The following is a 20,133-nucleotide window of genomic DNA, read 5'->3' as shown; positions in this document are numbered from 1 at the left end:
GCCCGCGCCCGCACCAGGCCGCGGACCGGGTGAACCCCGCCTCAGCCCCCGGCCTCACCCCGCAGCCGCACGCACCCGCAACGCCCGCCGCAGATCGTCCAGTTGATCCTCCAGCCGACGCCGCAACGCCGGCACCGGACCAGCCGAAGCCAGACACTCCTCACCCGCCGCCAGCGTCTCCTCCGCCACACACACCGCCGGGAACGCGTACCGCCCCGCCACCTCCGCCAACGTCGGCCCCCGCCGCTCCGCCAGCCCCACCACATCCGGGAAGAACCGCCGCGCGAACGAACCCAGCAACCCCGCCTGCTCCGCCTGCCAGAACCCCTGCGCCGTCGCCGCGAACAACTGGTTCGACAGCCGGCCCTCCACCCCGAACATCGCCGCCCACGCCTCCTCCTTCACCCCCGCATCCGGCAACGCCGCCCGGCACCGCGCCACCCACTCCGCACCCCGCGCACTCCGGTCCGCCCCACCCGCAGCCGCCACCTCGGCCGCATCCACCGCACCCAGCACCGACAACCGCAGCAACAACCGCCACCGCAGCTCCGCATCCAGCACCGGCCCACCCCCCGGCACCTCACCCGCCGCACGCCACTCCAGCAACTCCTCCGGCACCGACGCACAGTCGATCGCATACCGCGCAGCCGTCAGCCGCAGCCCCGACCCCACCGGAGCCGTCGTCAACACCTCACCGCACACCCCCGACAGCAGCTCCAGCGCCTCCGCACGCTCCGCCCCCGCCAGATACCGGTCCACCGCGAACCCCCGCGCGAACGCCAGCACCCCCTGCACCACTGCATCGTCCGACTCCCGCGGCAGATGCGCCCGCACCAGCCGCACATACTCCAACGGCCCCAACTCCGCATCCCGCACCATGTCCCGCGCCGCGTTCCACACCACCGCCCGCGACGACTGCCCCGGCAACCCCGACAACGCCGACCGCACCGTCCCCCACGACACCGGATCCAGCCGCACCTTCGCATACGTGAGATCCAGATCGTTCACCAGCACCAGATCCGGACGCGGCCCCTCCAACGTCACCGTCAGCCGGCCACCGTCCGACGGCACCTCCCGCTCCAGCCGCTCCCGCAACACCAGCCGCGACCCGTCCGCCGCAGCCCGGTCGTACAAACCCAGCGCCAGCCGGTGCGGACGCGCACCACGATGCTCCACATCCACATACCAGCGCCTCCCCTCCGACTCACCCACCCGCGGCACCAGCGTGTCCACCCCCGTCGTCCGCAGCCACGCCCGCGCCCACGCCCGCACATCCCGCTGTGAAGCACGCGCCAGCGAATCGAGGAAATCCCCGAGCGTCGCATTGCCGAACCGGTGCCGCACGAAGTGCTCGTTGATCCCCGCCAGAAAACTCTTCTCCCCCAGCCACACCACCAACTGCCGCAGCGCAGCCGCACCCTTCGCATAACTGATCCCGTCGAAATTGCCGCGCGCCGCAGCCGTATCCGGCACCTCGTCCGGCGCAGGCGCCACCGGATGCGTCGAAGGCCGCTGATCCGCGTCGTAACCCCAGCCCGCCCGCGAAGCCGAGAAATCCGTCCACACATCCGTGAACCGCGTCGCCTCGCCCAGCACCTGATACCCCATGTACTCGGCGAACGACTCGTTCAGCCACAAATCGTCCCACCAGCGCAACGTCACCAGATCGCCGAACCACATGTGCGCCATCTCATGTGCGATCACGATGCCCCGCGTCTGCCGCTCCGTGTCCGTGACCGCCGACCGGCTGATGAACCCGTCCCGGAACAACACCAGCCCCGGATTCTCCATCGCCTCCGAATTGAACTCCGGCACGAACGCCTGATCATAGGAATCAAACGGATACGGCTCGTCGAAAATCTCGTGATAACGGTCGAAACACCGCCGCGTGATCTCCAGCAGCTCCGCCGCGTCCTCCTCCAGATACCGCCCCAGCGACCTGCGCACATGCAGCCCGAACGGCAACCCCGCATGCTCCGAGCGCACCGAATGGAACGGCCCCGCCGCAACCGCCATCAAATACGTACTGATCGGCGGCGTCGGCGCACACACCCACCGGCCCGCCCCCGACCGCGACGCCACCCCGTTCCCCAGCACCGTCCACCCCTCCGGCGCGGTCACCGAGACCTCGAACACCGCCTTCAGATCCGGCTGGTCGAAACAGGCGAACACCATCGGCGCATCCGCCATACAGCACATCGTGTAGACATAGACCCGGCCGTCCTCCGGATCCGTGAACCGGTGCATCCCCTCGCCCACCCGCGAATACGGCATCCGCGCCTCGACCCGCAGCACATGCTCACCCGCCGCCAGGCCCCGCAACGGCAACCGGCCCTCCAGCAGCTCCCCGCCGTCCAGCGCCGCACCGTCCAGCTCCACCCGCAACAACTCGGCCGGCCGCACCTCGACGAACGTGTCCGCACCCTCCTCCAGCACCTCGAACCGCACCACGGAGGTCGAGCCGAACACCTCCTCCCCACACGTCAGGTCGAGGTCCACCGCATACCCCCGCACCCTGAGAACCCGAGCCCGCTGCTCCGCTTCCGCACGCGTCAACACGACCATGCGCGCCATGGTGCCCCACTTCCGCCCGTCCGGCACCGGTGCGTCCGTGCTTGGGCCCGATGTGCACGTCCATCAGCGCTACGGAGGCTTTGCGGGCCACGGAGACGTTGTACGGCACCGTGCCGCGCCGGGTCACCTTCCACTCGACACCGACCCGGTCCAGGGCCCGGCAGTAGAGCCGCCTGATGTCGTCGGACTTGTTGGTGAAGAGATAGCGCGGGTACTCGTACCGCTTCCGCCGTCCGCCGACCACGCGCGTCGTCCAGTTGGTGATCCGGCAGCCGTCGGAGTGCACCAGCCCGCGGATCAGCTCCCAGGGGTGGGCCTCGACGATCTCCTCCTGCCAGCCGGCCAGCTCGATGGCCCGCTCATGCTTCTTGCCGGGGCCGTGCTGGGGGAAGAGACACCACAGGTGCTGGGAGTACACCTTCACGTTGTGGCACCCCTTCTTCCGGGCCTTGCAGACGGAGTTGTGGGGGAACACCCGCCGCATCGCCGTCTCGCACGCGGCCATCAGACCGGGCCAGACGTCCGCGCAGGTCACCATGAGGCTGGGCACCCTGTGCCCGGAGTACTGCACGATGTGGCCGTCCCCGAGGTAGAGGCCCAGCAGATAGGCGTAGGCCTCCCGGTCGAACGAGCCGCCCTCGCAGCGGGGGCACAGTCGGCGCCGCCCGTCGCGCCCGGGTAAGGGCGCGGCCCTGCGTTTACGGTCCATGTGCAGCCAGTAACCGACCGTGCCGTAAGGGACACCGAGGCGGTTCGCCACCTCGCGGTTCGACATACCCAGGCGATGCAGGTCGAGCGCCTGCACCCGTTTCGAATCCCCGTGCTGTTCCATGTGGGGAGCATCACGCCGACGCCGGTGACCTGGGGAAAGAACGATGCCTTCATCACTCGTACGAGTGATGAAGGCACGGGAATCGCGGTGCCCGGTGTGGGATTCGAACCCACATGCCCCGAAGGGCACGGCGGTTTGAGCGCCGCGTGTCTGACCAGTTCCACCAACCGGGCCGGCGCCCGAAAGCCTACCGTGTGCGTGGCGCGGCGCGCTCCTAGGTAGGCTCGAAGGCCCCACCTGTGCGGAAACGAGGAGCCCAGTGAGCGCCGCGGACGTCCCCGAGTCTGAGAGTGTCCCCCGTGCCGACCAGCAGCACCCCGGTGAGGCGGCGGCTGCCCAGACGAGCGGCAGCGCGCACGTGCCTCCGGCGACGCGGCGGGTCGTGATCGCGGAGGACGAGGCCCTGATCCGGATGGATCTCAAGGAGATGCTGGAGGAGGAGGGCTACACCGTCGTCGGCGAGGCCGGTGACGGCCGGCGGGCCGTGGAGCTGGCCCGCGAGCACCGCCCGGACCTGTGCATTCTCGATGTGAAGATGCCGGAGCTGGACGGTATCTCCGCGGCGGAGAAGATCGCCGAGGAGAGCATCGCGCCGGTGCTGATGCTGACCGCGTTCTCCCAGCGGGAGCTGGTGGAGCGGGCGCGGGACGCGGGGGCGATGGCGTATCTGGTGAAGCCGTTCAGCAAGAGCGATGTGGTGCCGGCGATCGAGATGGCGGTGTCGCGGTTCGCGGAGCTGAAGGAGCTGGAGAAGGAGGTCGCGGACCTCTCGCAGCGGCTGGAGACGCGGAAGCTGGTGGACCGGGCGAAGGGTGTGCTGCAGACGCAGTACGGGCTGACGGAGCCGGCGGCGTTCCGGTGGATCCAGAAGACGTCGATGGATCGCCGGCTGTCGATGCAGCAGGTGGCCGAGGCGGTGATCGCCGACGGCGAGGAGCGCAAGCGGCAGCAGGAGCAGCAGCAGAAGCAGTGAGGGCTGTGGGGGCGCCCCGGTGGTCCGGGGCGCCCCTTGGTGGGCCGGTGCGTCAGTCCTCGCCGAGGTAGGCCTTGCGTACCGATTCGTCGTGGAGGAGTTCTTCTCCGGTGCCCGAGAGGGTGATGTTGCCGATTTCCATGACGTGTCCGTGGTCGGCGAGGGAGAGCGCCGCCTGGGCGTTCTGTTCGACGAGCAGGATCGTGGTGCCGGCGGCTTTGAGTTCGCTGATGGTGGACATGATCTTCTGCATCATGATCGGTGAGAGGCCCATGGAGGGTTCGTCGAGCATGAGCAGTTTGGGGCGGGACATCAGGGCGCGTCCCATGGCGAGCATCTGCTGTTCGCCGCCGGAGAGGGTGCCGGCGGCTTGGCGGCGGCGTTCGCCGAGGATGGGGAAGCGGTCGTAGGCGTTGCGGATGTCCGCGGCGATGCCGTCGGTGTCCTTGCGGAGGAAGGCGCCGAGCTGGAGGTTTTCCTCGATGCTGAGGCGGGGGAAGATGCGGCGGCCTTCGGGGGAGTGGGCGAGTCCCATGGAGACGATCTTGTGGGCGCCCACGCCGTTGAGGGGTTGTCCTTCGAAGGTGATTTTTCCGGCGAGGGGTTTGAGCAGGCCGGAGAGGGTGCGCAGGGTGGTGGTCTTGCCGGCGCCGTTGGTGCCGATGAGGGTGACGACTTCGCCGGCTTCGACGGTGAAGGAGATGCCTTTGACGGCTTCGATCTTTCCGTAGGCGACGCGGAGGTCCTCGACTTCGAGCAGGGCCATCAGTCCGCCTTTCCCTGTGTGGTGTCGGTGCCGGCGGTCCCGGTCTGTTCGGCTGCGCGGACTTCGGCGGCTTCGGCTTCGCCGGGTTCGCCGTCGAAGGGGGTGCCGAGGTAGGCGGCGATGACGCGGTCGTCGTTCTGGACGGTCTCGGGTGTGCCTTCGATGAGTTTCTGGCCTTGGACGAGTACGGCGACGCGGTCGCAGAGGTTGAAGATGAACCGCATGTCGTGCTCGATGACGAGGACGGCGGTGCCTTGTTCGCGGATGGCGAGGACGAGTTCGCGGGTGGCGGTGGTTTCGATGGCGGTCATGCCGGCGGTGGGTTCGTCGAGCAGGAGGAGGCCGGGTTCGCTGGCGAGGGCGCGCGCGATCTCCAGTTTGCGTTGTTCGCCGTAGGGGAGGTTGCGCGCGAGGTGGTCGCGTTTGGCGGCGAGTCCGGTGAAGTCGAGCAGTTCCATGGCGCGTTGTTCGGAGTCGCGTTCGGCGCGGCGGAAGCCGGGGCCGCGCACGAGTGCGGACAGGAGTCCTTCGTGGGTGCGGGTGTGGCGGCCGACGAGGACGTTTTCCAGGACGGTCATGTTGGCGAAGAGGCGGATGTTCTGGAAGGTGCGGGCGATGCCTGCCTGGGTGACCAGATGTGAGCGGTGGGGCAGGACGGTGCCTTTGTAGCGGACGGTGCCTTCGGTGGGGATGTAGAGCCCGGTGAGGCAGTTGAAGAAGGTGGTCTTGCCGGCGCCGTTGGGTCCGATGAGGCCGACGATCTCGCCGGCGCGGACGGTGAGGTCGACGTCGCGGACGGCGGTCAGGCCGCCGAAGCGCATGGTGACGCCGGAGGCTTCGAGGACGGCGCCGCCCGTGCCGCTGCGGGGGGCGGGGGCGCTGTCGGTGGTCGGGGTGGTCGTCATCTGGTCTCACGCCTCCGTCTTGCCGAGGCCGGCGGTGGCTGGGGCGGGTATGTCGAGTTGTCCCGTCTCGTGGAACTCCAGCTGTTTGCGCCGGTCGGCGATGAGGCCTTCGGGCCGGAACCGCATGAGCAGGATGAGGGCGATGCCGAAGAGCAGCAGCTGGTAGTCGGCCATGAACTGGAGTTTGGCCGGGATGAGGTAGAGCAGGGCCGCGCCGATGAGGGGTCCGCTGACGGTGCCCATGCCGCCGAGGATGACGGCGATGAGGAGGAAGGCGGAGTTGGGGGGTGCGGTGTGGACGAATTTGTACGACTCGGGGTTGACGGAGAACTCGACGTGGGCGAGGACGGTGCCGGCCATGCCGGCGAGGGTGGCGCCGAGGGCGAAGGCCATGAGTTTGAGGCGGAAGGCGTTGACGCCCATGGCGCGGGCCGCGGTCTCGTCCTCGCGGATGGCGATCCAGGCGCGGCCGATGCGGGAGTTGTCGGAGCGCCGGAAGACGGTGACGACGAGGGCGGTGAACAGCAGCATGAGCAGGTAGTAGTTGGCGAACCTGCCGAGTTCGAAGCCGAGGAGGGTGTGTTCGTCGCCGAAGTTGAAGCCGAAGATCTCCAGGTCGGGGATGTTGGGGATGCCGTTGGGCCCGTTGGTGACGTTGGGGCCGGAGTCGCCGTCGAGGTTCTGGACGGAGATGCGGAAGATCTCTCCGAAGCCGAGGGTGACGATGGCGAGGTAGTCGCCGTGCAGTCGCAGTGAGGGGAAGCCGATGACGAGGCCGAAGACGAGGGCGACGGCGGCGCCGATGAGGACGGCTGCCCAGAAGGGGACGTGCAGGCCGATGGAGGAGGTCTCGGCCCCGGAGACGAGGGCGGCGGTGTAGGCGCCGACGCCGAGGAAGGCGACGTATCCCAGGTCGAGGATGCCGGCGAGGCCGACGACCATGTTGAGGCCGAGGGCGACGGTGGCGAAGATCAGTACGCTGACGGCGATGTTGGTGTAGGCCTCGTTGCTCTGGGTGACGGGGAAGAGCAGCGCCGCGGCGAAGGCGGCGGCGAGGGTGACGCCGCGGTGGCGTGCGGTCAGTGCGGACAGCCGCCGGAAGAGTCCGGCTTTGCCGAGGGCGGGGGCGGCGAAGGCGGCCATGACGAGGAAGCCGATGAAGGGCGGGCCGTCCTCGGCTTCGATGCCGTAGGCGAAGGCGTACAGGCCGATGGCGCAGGAAGCGCAGATGATGAGGATCTCGGCCCAGCCGGGCAGGGGTGCGGGGCTGCCGGGTGCGGGTGCTTTGAAGGCGTGGCGCAGCCGTTGCCAGGGGCCGGCTGCCGGGGTGCCGCCGTCGGCGCCGGGGGGCAGGTCGGTGGGGAGGGCGAGGGCGCCGATGACGGCGAGGAGGGTGCCGGCGACGCCGATCCACATGCCGGGTTCGAAGTTGACGAGGCCGCCGAGTTCGGTGGCGATGGCTCCGGCGGTGTACCAGGTGACGCCGAGGTTGGCGAGGGTCATCAGCAGCAGTGCGCTGTGTTTGCCGCCGGGGGTGAGCCAGCGCAGTCCGGTGACGCCGGCTGAGGCCAGCAGCAGGGCGGCGGTCAGCAGGGCGGCGGCGAGGGTGAGGAGCTGGAGTCCGGCCGGGTAGAAGGCGATGGTCAGGTCGCCGGGGAACTCGGCGGTCCAGGTCCAGGGCAGCATGGTGGCGGCGAAGGACAGGACGGCTCCGGCGCCGGTCAGCAGGCGGCCGAGGCGGCGGCTGGTGTGCGGGTCGGCGTTGAGGGGGAGGGGTGGGCGGCCCGCGGTGGTGGGGGCGGGTCCGTCGCCGGCTGTGGTGAGGTCGGTGTGCTGTGTCGTCATGGGTATCACGCCCGATCCGCGAGGCGTTCGCCGAGGATGCCCTGGGGTCGTAGGAGCAGGACGAGGATGAGCAGGATGAAGGCCCATACGTCCTTCCAGGAGCCGCCGCCGAACTGTTCGAGTCCGGGGATGTCGCCGATGTAGGCGGTGGCCATGGCTTCGGCGACGCCGAGGACGAGGCCGCCGACCATGGCGCCGTAGATGTTGCCGATGCCGCCGAGGACGGCGGCGGTGAAGGCTTTGAGGCCGGCGATGAAGCCCATCCGGAAGTTGACCTCGCCGGTCTTGAAGCCCTGGGCGATGGCGGCGACGGCGGCGAACGCGGCACCGATGGCGAAGGCCATCACGATGATGCGGTCGGTGTTGATGCCCATCAGTTTGGCGGTGTCGGGGTCCTGCGAGGTGGCCTGCATGGCGCGTCCGGTGCGGGTCTTGGCGACGAACAGGCCGAGGGCGAGCATGCAGATGGGGGCGGAGACGAAGATGAAGAGGTCTTCGCGGGAGAGGGTGACGAAGCCGAGGTCGAGGTCGGCGCCGCCGATCTGCGGGAAGGGCCGGGCTTTCTTGGCGTCGGGGTAGAAGGCCCAGACGGCTTGCTGGAGGGCGAGGGAGAGGCCGATCGCGGTGATCAGCGGGGAGAGGCGGGGCCCGCCGCGCAGCGGGCGGTAGGCGAAGCGTTCGGCTCCGACGGCGACGAGCACGGCGCTGACCACGCCGAGCAGGATCATCAGGGGGAGGGCGAGGGCGAGGCCCGTGCCGTCGGGCAGCCACAGGTAGGCGGTCAGCGCGCCGAAGCCGCCGATCATGAATATCTCGCCGTGGGCGAAGTTGATGAGCTGGACGATGCCGTAGACCATCGTGTACCCGATCGCGATGAGGCCGTACAACGCGCCGAGTGCGAGTCCGTTCGCCAGCTGATCCGGCAGACCGTGCACCGGGGACTCCTTGGGTGTGTCAGATATGCCTGCGCGGGGGCGCCTGGGAGCGCCCCCGCGCGGCATGAGGTGCGTTCTGTTGGGGCGGGGTGGGGCGGCGGTGCGGGTCAGTTCTCCTGGAACGTCCCGGTCTGTACGGGCTTGTGCTTGCCGTTCTTGACCTCGTACACGGACAGCTGCTTGTTGGTGGTGTCGCCGTACTTGTCGAAGGCGACCTGGCCGGTGACGCCGTCGAAGCTGACGTCCTTCATGGCCTCGTTGATCTGCTTGCGGGCCTCGTCCCGGTTGTCGGCGCTGCCGGGCAGCTTGCCGTCGTTCTTCTCGACGACCGCCTTGACGGCCTGGATGACGGCCCAGGTGCTGTCGTAGGCGTAGCCGCCGTATGCCTCGTAGGGCAGCTTGTAGCCGGCCGCCTTGTAGTTCTTCATGAACGCCTTGGCGGTGTCGAGGGTCTCCAGCGGGGCGCCGACGGAGGTGGCCAGGTCGCCTTCGACGTTCTTCTTGCCGAGTTTGACGTACTCGTCGCTGTAGAGGGCGTCGCCGCCGACGACCAGTGCCTTGGAGCCGGCCTTGCTGATCTGGGCGCTGAGCGGGGCGCCGGCCGGGTATTCGCCGCCGTAGTAGACGAAGTCGGCCTTGGACTTGGCGACCTTGGTGGCGACGGCGGAGAAGTCACGGTCGTCGGGGTTGATGTGGTCGGTGCCCACGACCTTGCCGCCGAGTTTCTTGAACTCGTCGGTGAAGGTGCCGGCCAGTCCGGCGCCGTAGGTCTTCTTGTCGTCGATGATGTACGCCTTCTTCAGCTTGCGCTTGGTGTACAGGTACTGGGCGGCGTACGGGCCCTGCACGGCGTCGGTGGCGCAGGTGCGGTAGTAGGTGTCGAAGAGCCGCTTCTTGCTGCCCTTCTGCCAGTTGGGGCCCTGGGTGAGCTCGGGGGCGGTGGTGGCGGGCGAGACCTGGACGAGGTCCGCGTTGCCGAACACCTTCTGCATGGACTGGCCGACGTGCGAGTTGAGGGGCCCGACGACGCCGATGACGTCCGGGTTGCCGACGAACTTGGTGGCGTTCTGCTGGCCGGTGCCGGCCTGGCCCTGGTCGTCCAGCGCCTGGATCTTGAAGGTGACGCCGTCGACCTCGTTGTTCTTGTTCGCGGTCCTGACGGCGAGGTCGCTGGAGTTCTTGATGCCTTGGCCCAGTGCGGACAGATCGCCCGTCAGTGGTGCGTCGACGCCGATGACGACGGTGGTCTTGGCACCGCTGTCACCGCCGCCGGACTTGTCGTCGCGCGAGCCGCACGCCGACAGGGTGAGAGCGCCCACCGTGACGGTGGTGGTGAGTACGAGCAAGGAACGGTGACGCACGATCAGTCCTTTCCCCGAGGCGGCCCTCATGACGTGAGTGGCCGTATCGCGCGCCGGGCCGTACGAGTGGTACAGATCGGTGCTTTGTCATGCACGCCCGGCGGCGCGGTGACTGGCGGTGACTCTAAGGGGAGGTTGTGAAGACGGGCAGAGGTCAAGTCGAGGATGTGACTGTCTTGTTATCACCGTCACACAACGGCCCGGCCTCAAGCTGATCTTGTGTCAACTTCCCCTTCGTTTCGGGGAGATGGCGGACGCGTTGCGCGGGCCGAAGCCGCAGTTGGTCCGCAAGGTCACCGATCAAGGACCGGCCGAGGGTCCGCATAGCGTACGGAGCGTACGGGTGAGTGTCCGTGCGTAATCACGCCCGGGGAGGAAGGAGACTTCCTGAGCCGCGCGGGCGTTACACAGCGTCACCTCGAGGAAGGGGTGGCGGGCCTCTATGGGAAGGGTGTGGCAGGAGTTGACTCGGGCTTTCGCCCACACGCGCACGGGCCGTCCGGGCCGTACCACGACCGTCCGCGGAGGGACCAGTTCCATCTCCAGCGCGTCATAGGTCTGGGTGACGCGCCGCACCAGCACGGGGTCGTCGGTGTCGACGCGCAGGCCCACCCGGAAGGTGCGGGCGGCGGTGTCCACCCGGTCGAGCCCCGCCCAGGCGAGGCGTGTGCTGTGCACCGGGTACGGCACGCGGTGCACGGCGGCATGCGCCGGAGGCGGTCCGGGCCGGGGCCGGGTGAGGGCGTGGCCGGCCACGCCGCCCGCGAGCACCGCGGCGACGGCGAGTGCGGCGGCCGGCCGCCGGATGCGCGCCGGCAGCCCGTACCACCGCTCGAAGAGCCCGGGCCCGTTTCCGCCGCCGGTGATGACGTCCCCCACGCTGCCCCCCTCCCGCGCCGGTGCGGCGCGCGGCCACACCGGTCAGAATCCGGCGGAAGGGGCGGCGCCGCAACAGGCGGGCGCCGTACCGGTGGGGTGCCCTGGGAGTGCGGGTGCTGCTCGTCCGGCTGTCAGGCGTCCCGCAGCAGGCATGTCAGACGGGCGGAGCACACACGGCGCCCCTCCTCGTCGGTGACGGCGATCTCGTAGGTGGCCGTCGAGCGCCCCCGGTGCAGCGGGGTCGCCACCCCGGTCACGGTGCCCGAGCGCAGCCCGCGGTGGTGGGTGCAGTTCAGATCGACGCCCACGGCGGCCTTGCCGGGGCCGCCGTGCAGCATGGCGCCCACCGAACCCAGCGTCTCGGCGAGCACGGCAGAGGCGCCGCCGTGCAGCAGCCCGTAGGGCTGGGTGTTGCCCTCGACGGGCAGCGTGCCGACGACGCGTTCGGGGCTCGCCTCGACTATCCGCAGGCCCATGCGTTCGCCGAGGGCGCCGGCGGAGAAGTACGCCGCAAGATCGACTCCCGATCCCTCCCACTGGTCCAGGATCTCCTGGGGGAATGCGGTCCCGGCCTGCTCGCCCATGCGTCGCTGCTCCGATCGTCTGTCGCCTCGGCCGGCCGGCCGCCCTGTGCCGCGACCGGCCGGATCCGAGCTTAAGCCCGCGGCGCGCTCAGCCGGCCTCGGCCGGAGTGAGCCTGATCACGACGGACTTGCTGGCGGGGGTGTTGCTGGTGTCGGCGGTCGCGTCCAGCGGCACCAGGACGTTGGTCTCCGGGTAGTAGGCGGCGGCGCAGCCGGGTGCCGTCGGGTAGTGGACGACGCGGAAGCCGCGCGCCACCCGCTCCCGCCCGTCGCTCCACTCGCTGGTCAGATCGGCGTACGAGCCGTCGGGCAGGCCGAGCCGCAGCGCGTCCTGGGGACGCACCAGCACCACGCGGCGGCCGTTCTTGATGCCGCGGTAGCGGTCGTCGAGCCCGTAGACGGTGGTGTTGTACTGGTCGTGCGAGCGCAGGGTCTGCAGCAGCAGCCGGCCCTCGGGCACACGCGGGTACTCCACGGGCGCCGCGGTGAAGTTGGCCTTGCCGGTGGCGGTGGGGAAGCGCCGCTCGTCGCGGGGCGCGTGCGGCAGGGCGAACCCGCCGGGGCGCGCCACCTTGGCGTTGAAGTCCTCGAAACCGGGCACCACGCGCGCGATGCGGTCACGGATGAGGGCGTAGTCGTCGGCCAGCTCCTCCCACGGGGTGGCCGACTTCCCGCCCAGCACGGTCCGCGCCAGCCGCGCCACGATCACCGGTTCGGACAGCAGGTGGGGGCTCGCCGGCGCCAGCCGGCCGCGGGAGGCGTGCACCATCCCCATGGAGTCCTCGACGGTCACGAACCGGTCGCCGCCGGGCCCGGTGTCCCGCTCGGTGCGGCCCAGGGTGGGCAGGATCAGCGCCCGGGCGCCGGTCACGCAGTGCGACCGGTTGAGCTTGGTGGACACGTGCACGGTCAGCCGCGCGCGGCGCATCGCGGCCTCGGTCACCTCCGTGTCGGGCGAGGCGGCCACGAAGTTGCCGCCCATGGCGAAGAACACCTTCACCTTGCCGTCGCGCATGGCGCGGATGGCCCGCACCACGTCGTAGCCGTGCTCACGCGGCGGGGCGAAGCCGAACTCCTTCTCCAGCGCGTCCAGGAACGCGGGCGCGGGCCGCTCGAAGATGCCCATGGTGCGGTCGCCCTGCACATTGCTGTGTCCGCGCACGGGACAGACCCCGGCGCCGGGGCGGCCGATGTTGCCGCGCAGCAGCAGGAAGTTGACGACCTCGCGGATGGTGGGCACCGAGTGCTTGTGCTGGGTGAGCCCCATCGCCCAGCACACCACGGTGCGGCGGGAGGCCAGCACCATCTCCAGGGCGCGTTCGATCTCGGCGCGCTCCAGGCCGGTGGCGGCCAGCGTCTCGTCCCAGCCGGCGGCGCGGGCCGCCTCGGCGAACTCCTCGAAGCCGTGGGTGTACGCGCCGACGAACTCCTCGTCGACCGCGTCCCGCTCCAGGATCAGCCGGTTCAGGGCGCGGAAGAGCGCCTGGTCGCCGCCGATGCGGATCTGGAGGAACAGATCGGTCAGCGGGGTGCCGCCCGCGGCCAGGCCCTTGGGGGTCTGCGGGTTCTTGAACCGCTCCATGCCCGCCTCGGGCAGCGGGTTCACCGTGATGATCCTCGCGCCGCCGGCCTTGGCCTTCTCCAGCGCGGAGAGCATCCGCGGGTGGTTGGTGCCCGGGTTCTGCCCCGCGACGATGATCAGGTCGGCCTTGTAGAGGTCCTCCAGCAGCACGCTGCCCTTGCCGACGCCGAGGGTCTCGGTCAGTGCGGAGCCGGACGACTCGTGGCACATGTTGGAGCAGTCGGGCAGGTTGTTGGTGCCGTACTCGCGGGCGAAGAGCTGGTAGAGGAAGGCGGCCTCGTTGCTGGTGCGGCCGGAGGTGTAGAAGACCGCCTCGTCGGGCGAGGGCAGCGCCCGCAGCTCCTCGGCGATCAGCGCGAAGGCGTCGTCCCAGCTGATCGGCTCGTACCGGTCGCCGCCCTCGGGCAGGTACATCGGTTCGGTCAGCCGCCCCTGCTGGCCGAGCCAGTAGCCGGAGCGCCGGGCCAGGTCCTCCACCGGGTGTTCGGCGAAGAACGCCCGGGTGACCCGGCGGGTGGTCGCCTCCTCGGCCACCGCCTTGGCGCCGTTCTCGCAGAACTCCGCGGTGTGCCGCTCGTCACCCTCCGGCCAGGCGCAGCCGGGGCAGTCGAAGCCGTCCTTCTGGTTGACCCGCAGCAGCGTCAGCGCGGTCCGCTTCACCCCCATCTGCTGCCGCGCCATCCGCAGCGAGTGCGCGACCGCCGGGAGCCCGGCGGCGGCGTGTGCGGGCGCCCCTACCTGGGGCGCGTCCTGTACGGGATCACTGGAGGGAGCCTTCCGCGTCATAGCACTTGATGGTGCCACCGATCGCGGTGCGCGGGCAGGGGGGTGCCGTCCGGTGCCCGGCGTAGGGCGCCCGGCGGGGCCTTCCCGGGCCGGGGGTCCGGCCCCGAAAGCGCGACCCCGTACCGGCGTGCCCCGTCATTGTCACAGCCGCATGCGAGGATCGGCACGTGGCTAAGAAGGCAGCATCAAAGACGGCACCAGAAGCGACTCCGCACGCGCAGGACGGCGAGGCACGGCCCCGCCTGATGCTCATGGACGGGCATTCCCTTGCATACCGGGCATTCTTCGCACTTCCCGCGGAGAACTTCAACACCACCACGGGCCAGCCCACCAACGCGATCTACGGCTTCACCTCGATGCTGGCCAACACCCTGCGTGACGAGGCCCCCACGCACTTCGCCGTCGCCTTCGACGTCTCCCGCAAGACCTGGCGCTCGGAGGAGTTCGCCGAGTACAAGGCGAACCGCTCCAAGAGCCCGGACGAGTTCAAGGGCCAGGTCGAGCTGATCGGCGAGCTGCTGGACGCCATGCGGGTGCGCCGCTACGCCGTGGACGGCTACGAGGCGGACGACGTCATCGCCACGCTCGCCACCCAGGCCGAGGCCGAGGGCTTCCAGGTGTCGATCGTCACGGGCGACCGCGACACCTTCCAGCTGGTCAGCGACAACGTCACGGTGCTGTACCCCACCAAGGGCGTCTCCGAGCTGACCCGCTACACCCCCGAGAAGGTCGCGGAGAAGTACGGACTGTCCCCGAAGCAGTACCCGGACTTCGCGGCGCTGCGCGGCGACCCCTCCGACAACCTGCCGGGCATCCCCGGCGTCGGGGAGAAGACCGCCACCAAGTGGATCAACCAGTTCGGCTCCCTCGCCGAACTGGCCGAGCGGGCGGACGAGGTCAAGGGCAAGGCCGGTGAGAACCTCCGCGCCCACCTGGAGTCCGTCCTGCTCAACCGCCGGCTGACCGAGCTGGTGCGCGACGTCCCGCTGCCGGACCGTCCCGAGGACCTCTCCCGCGTCCCCTACGACCGGGACGCGCTCGCCGTCATCCTGGACGCCCTGGAGTTCCGCCACCAGAACTTCCGCGACCGCCTCTTCGCCGTGGACCCGGGCACCGCCGTACAGGAGGAGGAGCCGGCCGCGGCGGGCGGCGTCGAACTGGACGGCACCGTGATCGAGGCCGACACCCTCGCCCCCTGGCTGGAACAGCACGGCGGCGCCACGCTCGGCGTCAGCACGGTCGACGTGTGGAAGCTGGGCAGCGGCAGCGTGAGCGAGATCGCGCTGGCCACCGGATCGGGCCCGGCCGTCTGGTTCGACCCGGCGCAGCTGACCGAGGGCGACGAGCGGGCCTTCGCCGCCTGGCTCGCCGACGAGGGCAAGCCCAAGGCGATGCACGACGCCAAGGCGCTCATGCGGGTCTTCGCCGAGCAGGGCTGGCGCGTGGCCGGGGTGTGGATGGACACCGCGCTGGCCGCCTACCTGGACAAGCCGGGCCGCCGCTCCTTCGCACTGGACGCGCTGTCGGTGGAGTACCTGGGCCGGGAGCTGGGGCCGACGGCCGAATCCGACGGACAGCTCGCCCTCGGGGTGGACGAGCAGGCCGAGGCCGAGGCGCTGATGGTCAAGGCCCGCACCGTCCTGGACCTGGGCACCGCCTTCGAGGCCAGGCTGGAGCAGGTGGGCGCCGCCGGTCTGCTGCGCGAACTGGAGCTGCCGACCTCCGAGGTGCTGGCCCGCATGGAGCGCGCCGGCATCGCCGCTGACCGGACCTGGTTCCAGGGGCTGGAGCAGCAGTTCGCGGACGCCGTGCAGCAGGCCGTCAGCGAGGCGCACGCCTCGGTGGGGCACGAGTTCAACCTGGGCTCGCCCAAGCAGCTCCAGGAAGTCCTCTTCGGCGAACTGGGCCTGCCCAAGACGAAGAAGACGAAGACGGGCTACACCACCGACGCGGACGCGCTGGCCTGGCTGGCGACGCAGACCGAACACGAACTGCCGGTCATCATGCTGCGCTACCGGGAGCAGCAGAAGCTGCGCACCACGGTGGAGGGCCTGATCAAGACGATCGCCCCCGACGGCCGCATCCACACCACCTTCAACCAGACGGTGGCCGCCACCGGACGGCTCTCCTCCACCGACCCGAACCTCCAGAACATCCCGGTGCGCACGGACGAGGGCCGCGCCATCCGCCGCGGCTTCCGCGTCGGCGAGGGCTACGAGTCGCTGATGACCGCCGACTACAGCCAGATCGAGCTGCGGGTGATGGCCCACCTGTCCGAGGACGAGGGCCTCATCGAGGCGTTCACCTCGGGCGAGGACCTGCACACCACGGTGGCCGCGCAGGTCTTCGGCGTCGGCAAGGACGCCGTGGACGCGGAGATGCGCCGCAAGATCAAGGCGATGTCGTACGGGCTGGCCTACGGGCTGTCGGCGTTCGGCCTCTCGCAGCAGCTGGGCATCACCCCCGACGAGGCGCGGGGGCTGATGGACACCTACTTCGAGCGGTTCGGCGGGGTGCGGGACTATCTGCGCCGCACCGTCGAGGAGGCCCGCGCCACCGGCTACACCCACACGATCATGGGACGCCGCCGCTATCTGCCGGACCTGACCAGCGACAACCGGCAGCGCAGGGAGATGGCCGAGCGGATGGCGCTCAACGCCCCCATCCAGGGCACCGCCGCCGACATCGTCAAGGTGGCCATGCTCAAGGTCGACGCCGCGCTCCGCGAGGAGCGGCTCCGCTCCCGGATGCTGCTCCAGGTGCACGACGAGATCGTGCTGGAGATCGCACCGGGGGAGCGGGAGCAGGTGGAGAAGCTGGTGCGGGACCGGATGGCCTCCGCCGTTCCGCTGCGGGCACCGCTCGATGTCTCGGTCGGCGTCGGCCAGGACTGGGAGTCGGCCGCGCACTGAACGGCCCACGGCCGGGGCCCCGCGCACCCCGCGGGCGACCCTGGCCCTCCGGTGGCCGGCCCTCCGGTTTCGGCTCCCGGCCCCGGCTCCGGCCCCGGTCCGGGGGCGGTCGCGTACGGACGGGGCTCGGCGTACGGGCCCGCACACCCAAGGCGGGCCGGCCCGGCCGGGAGCCCGGTTTCCCGCCGTCCCGGTACGGCCGCTGTGCTGTGCCCGGGACGGGGCACGGGCTGCCGTGCTTCGTCCGGAACGGGCGGGAGGGCGGGCCCAGCGATACCCGGAACCGGTGGGGAAACGGGCCCGCGATACCGGAACCGGTGGGAAACGGGCCCGTGCAAATGCCCGGAAGGGCGGGGAACCGCACCCGCAGCCGGGGACGTTGGGGAAGCATCGGGGCGAACGGTGGGGAAACCGGCAGGGAACGGATGGCCGAAGCCGGTGGGGAGCGGCGGAAGTGGCCGACGCCCCCTGACTTGTCGGCTACTGTGCCGTAAGGTCGCCCTGATTGCGGGTGATTGCGTCCGAAGGGGAGAGGACGGGGACTGACCTATGGCGCGATACCGGGGCAGGCACGCTGCACAGCAGGAAGCCGTGAAGGCATCAGCATCGGGGCACCGGCGACGCCGCAGACTCAGCAGCACCAGATACCGCAGGGGGCTGGCCGGCACCGCGATCGCCGCGGTCGTCATGGCGGCACTGACCGCCTCCCAGGCGCCCGGTGTCGGGCTCGGCGGACACGACGGCAAGGGCGCGGACGCGGCCGGCGACGCCTCGCCCGGTGACGGCAGCTACGACATGGAGCTGCCGCCGCTGGAATCCCCGAACCCGCCCGGAGGTTCGGCCCCCGGCGGTGTGGGCGACAAGTCGGGCATCCCCAAGTCGGTGCTCGCCGCCTACAAGAAGGCCGCCAAGTCGCTGGCCACCAGCACGCCCGGCTGCGGGCTGCGCTGGGAGCTGCTGGCGGGCATCGGCAAGGTGGAGTCCGGGCACGCGCGCGGCGGCGCGGTCGACAAGGAGGGCACGACGCTGCGCCCCATCCTCGGCCCGGTGCTCAACGGCGCCGGCTTCGCGAACATCAAGGACACCGACGGCGGCCGGTGGGACGGCGACACGACGTACGACCGTGCGGTCGGCCCGATGCAGTTCATCCCCTCGACGTGGGCGCGCTGGGGCGCCGACGGCAACGGCGACGGGCGCAAGGACCCCAACAACGTGCACGACGCCGCGCTGGCCGCCGGGAAGTATCTGTGCGCGGACGGCCGCGACCTGTCGGCGAAGGCCGATCTGGACCGCGCGATCCTCAGCTACAACAACTCCAGCGAGTATCTGCGCACGGTCCTGGCCTGGTTCGAGTTCTACCGCAAGGGCACCCACGCCGTGCCCGACAGCGACATCCCGCCGGTGTCGGTGCCCGGCCTGGGCGAGCCCGGCGGCGGCCCGGTCAAGGGCACCCCGGAGCGCGGCGGCAAGGACGGCGGCAAGGACGACTCAGCCACCAAGCCCGGCAAGGGCTCCGGCGGCAGCCGGGGCAACGGCGACAAGGAGGACGGCAAGGACGGCGGCAAGGGCGGTGGCCACGACAAGCCGTCCCCCGAGCCGACCGCCCCGCACGCCCTCGAGCGCGCCACCGACCAGAACATCACGGCCGTCGCGGGCGAGACGTTCGCCGCCCGCCCCGGTGTCAGGGCCGAGACCGCCAAGGGCAAGTCCGTCAAGGGCGTCAAGGTCCGCTTCGAGATCCGGGGCAGCACGCAGGCGACGTTCGAGGGCGGGGCCAAGGAGGCGACCGTCACCACGGGCGCCGACGGGGTGGCCACGGCACCCGCACTCGCCGCGGGTGCCAAGACGGGCACGTTCACCATCCGTGCCACGGCCGTCGGCAAGAACCTGGGCACGGTCGACTTCAAGGCCACGGTGACCGCGCCGCAGGCGGACAAGGTGACCCGCACGGAGACGACCGCGCTGGTGGCCGACAAGAACGGCACCTTCGCCGACATCGCGGTCAAGGCCACCCGCAAGGGCAAGCCGCTGGCCGGTACGACGCTGACGGCGACACTGGCCGACACCGCCAAGGGGCCGTTCTTCTCCGTGGACCAGCAGGGCAAGCAGGTCCGCACCCCGGTCACCGTCGAGACCGGTCCGGACGGTGTCGCCAGGCTGTCCGGGCTCCGCGCGGACGACAAGCCCGGCACCTATACCCTGACGCTGACCGCCGAGGGCGGCGCGAAGGTGGAGGTGCAGCTCACCATCAAGGGCTGAGACATCCGGCCGGACTCCCCGGCCGAACCCTTCACCGCCCCCGGCGCCCGAGCACCGGGGGCGGTGCCGTGCGCGGGCACCGGAGCGCTCTGGCCGCCGAGCCGGCAGCCCGCCCGCCGTGGAACCGACAGGCCTCCAACGGTGCCGACAGCCCTCTCGCTGTGCGAGCAGTCTCCCTGCCGTGCCGGCGGCCCTCCCGCCGTGCCTGCGGCCTTCCCCGTCGTGCCGACAGCCCTCCCGTCGCGCGGGCGGCCACCTCCCGTCGCGCGGGCGGCCCTCGCCTGCGGCCTTCCCCGCCGTGCGGGCAGCTCTCCCGCTGTGGGGTCGGCTGTCTGCCCGCCGTGCGGGCGGCCCTCTTGCTGTACGCGCAGTCTCCCTGTCTGCCTGCGGCCTTCCCTGTCGTGCTGACGGCCCTCCGGTCGCGCGGGCGGCCCTCTTGCTGTACGCGCAGTCTCCCTGTCTGCCTGCGGCCTTCCCCGTCGTGCCGACAGCCCTCCGGTCGCGCGGGCGGCCCTCGCCTGCGGCCTTCCCCGCCGTGCGGGCAGCTCTCCCGCTGTGGGGTCGGCTGTCTGCCCGCCGTGCAGGCGGCCCTCTCGCCGTACGCGCAGTCTCCCTGCCCGCCTGCGGCCATCTCCCGTCGTGCGGCGGCCATCTCCCGTCGCGCCGGCGGCCACCTCCCGTCGTGCGGCGGCCATCTCCCGTCGCGCCGGCGGCCACCTCCCGTCGTGCGGCGGCCCGGGCGTCGTTCCGGCAGGCCGGGGTGCTGTGCCGGCGGGCCCGGGTGCCCGGTGGCGGCAGTGGTGCCGGGGCCGGGTGTGGCGCACGAGGTCACCGGCGCGGGGCGTTCGTCCGCCACGGTTCCCATCCCGCGCGGGCGTTGCTACGGTGCGACCCCGACCTGACGACACGTCAGTTGTCTTCGTCGCCGGCCACCCCACCG

Annotated in this window: 12 protein-coding genes, 1 tRNA gene and 1 pseudogene; 3 read left to right on the top strand and 11 right to left on the bottom strand. The window is 70.8% G+C overall.

The features are described from left to right. Positions 1-54: 54 nt before the first annotated feature. From pepN to IO40_RS0115495, 3 genes and pseudogenes are all read right to left on the bottom strand, one after another. Positions 55-2,574 carry an aminopeptidase N gene (gene pepN, locus IO40_RS0115505; protein WP_031175575.1) on the bottom strand — a complete coding sequence of 840 codons (2,520 nt, stop codon included), beginning with the start codon at positions 2,572-2,574 and terminating at the stop codon, positions 55-57. A 37-nt stretch (positions 2,575-2,611) separates the two neighbouring features. Beyond that, positions 2,612-3,406, bottom strand: a pseudogene (locus IO40_RS35890) (hypothetical protein); the annotation flags it as partial. Positions 3,407-3,494: 88 nt separating this feature from the next. Further along, a tRNA-Leu gene (locus IO40_RS0115495) sits at positions 3,495-3,579 on the bottom strand. Positions 3,580-3,665: 86 nt separating this feature from the next. Here IO40_RS0115495 and IO40_RS0115490 point away from each other — a divergent pair. Beyond that, entirely contained in the window at positions 3,666-4,379 is a 714-nt protein-coding gene (locus IO40_RS0115490) for an ANTAR domain-containing response regulator (RefSeq protein ID WP_016468253.1), read from the top strand. A 52-nt stretch (positions 4,380-4,431) separates the two neighbouring features. On the opposite strand, the gene IO40_RS0115485 is transcribed toward IO40_RS0115490, so the two are convergent. The 8 genes from IO40_RS0115485 to IO40_RS0115450 form a co-directional block, all read right to left on the bottom strand. Next, entirely contained in the window at positions 4,432-5,148 is a 717-nt protein-coding gene (locus IO40_RS0115485) for an ABC transporter ATP-binding protein (RefSeq protein ID WP_030408707.1), read from the bottom strand. Then, positions 5,145-6,050, bottom strand: coding sequence for an ABC transporter ATP-binding protein (locus IO40_RS0115480; RefSeq protein ID WP_016468251.1), 906 nt, complete (start codon positions 6,048-6,050; stop codon positions 5,145-5,147). The genes IO40_RS0115485 and IO40_RS0115480 overlap by 4 nt, the downstream gene beginning before the upstream one ends. Before the next feature lie 6 nt (positions 6,051-6,056). Beyond that, on the bottom strand, positions 6,057-7,895 hold the full coding sequence (locus IO40_RS0115475) for a branched-chain amino acid ABC transporter permease (protein WP_016468250.1): 1,839 nt from the start codon (positions 7,893-7,895) through the stop codon (positions 6,057-6,059). 5 nt (positions 7,896-7,900) lie between these two features. Beyond that, positions 7,901-8,830 (bottom strand): branched-chain amino acid ABC transporter permease, encoded by a 930-nt coding sequence (locus IO40_RS0115470; protein ID WP_016468249.1) that lies wholly within the window; start codon positions 8,828-8,830, stop codon positions 7,901-7,903. Between the two features lie 107 nt (positions 8,831-8,937). After that, positions 8,938-10,191 (bottom strand): branched-chain amino acid ABC transporter substrate-binding protein, encoded by a 1,254-nt coding sequence (locus IO40_RS0115465; protein WP_031030970.1) that lies wholly within the window; start codon positions 10,189-10,191, stop codon positions 8,938-8,940. Between the two features lie 300 nt (positions 10,192-10,491). After that, positions 10,492-11,070, bottom strand: a complete 579-nt coding sequence (locus tag IO40_RS0115460) for a hypothetical protein (RefSeq protein ID WP_052439600.1) — start codon at positions 11,068-11,070, stop codon at positions 10,492-10,494. Positions 11,071-11,201: 131 nt separating this feature from the next. Further along, positions 11,202-11,654, bottom strand: coding sequence for a PaaI family thioesterase (locus IO40_RS0115455; RefSeq protein WP_031175571.1), 453 nt, complete (start codon positions 11,652-11,654; stop codon positions 11,202-11,204). 88 nt (positions 11,655-11,742) lie between these two features. Continuing rightward, on the bottom strand, positions 11,743-14,022 hold the full coding sequence (locus IO40_RS0115450; RefSeq protein WP_031175570.1) for an FdhF/YdeP family oxidoreductase: 2,280 nt from the start codon (positions 14,020-14,022) through the stop codon (positions 11,743-11,745). 167 nt (positions 14,023-14,189) lie between these two features. Between IO40_RS0115450 and polA the strand changes: the two genes are divergently transcribed. Together polA and IO40_RS0115440 are read left to right on the top strand one after the other, a co-directional pair. Next, positions 14,190-16,934: a DNA polymerase I gene (gene polA, locus IO40_RS0115445; protein ID WP_030408612.1), complete on the top strand. Its 2,745-nt coding sequence runs from the start codon at positions 14,190-14,192 to the stop codon at positions 16,932-16,934. 591 nt (positions 16,935-17,525) lie between these two features. Continuing rightward, positions 17,526-19,193 carry a lytic transglycosylase domain-containing protein gene (locus IO40_RS0115440; RefSeq protein ID WP_016468243.1) on the top strand — a complete coding sequence of 556 codons (1,668 nt, stop codon included), beginning with the start codon at positions 17,526-17,528 and terminating at the stop codon, positions 19,191-19,193. Positions 19,194-20,133: the final 940 nt, after the last annotated feature.

This window comes from Streptomyces albus subsp. albus (assembly GCF_000725885.1).
Lineage (GTDB): Bacteria > Actinomycetota > Actinomycetes > Streptomycetales > Streptomycetaceae > Streptomyces > Streptomyces albus.
This window is presented reverse-complemented; position numbering and strand designations above follow the sequence as displayed.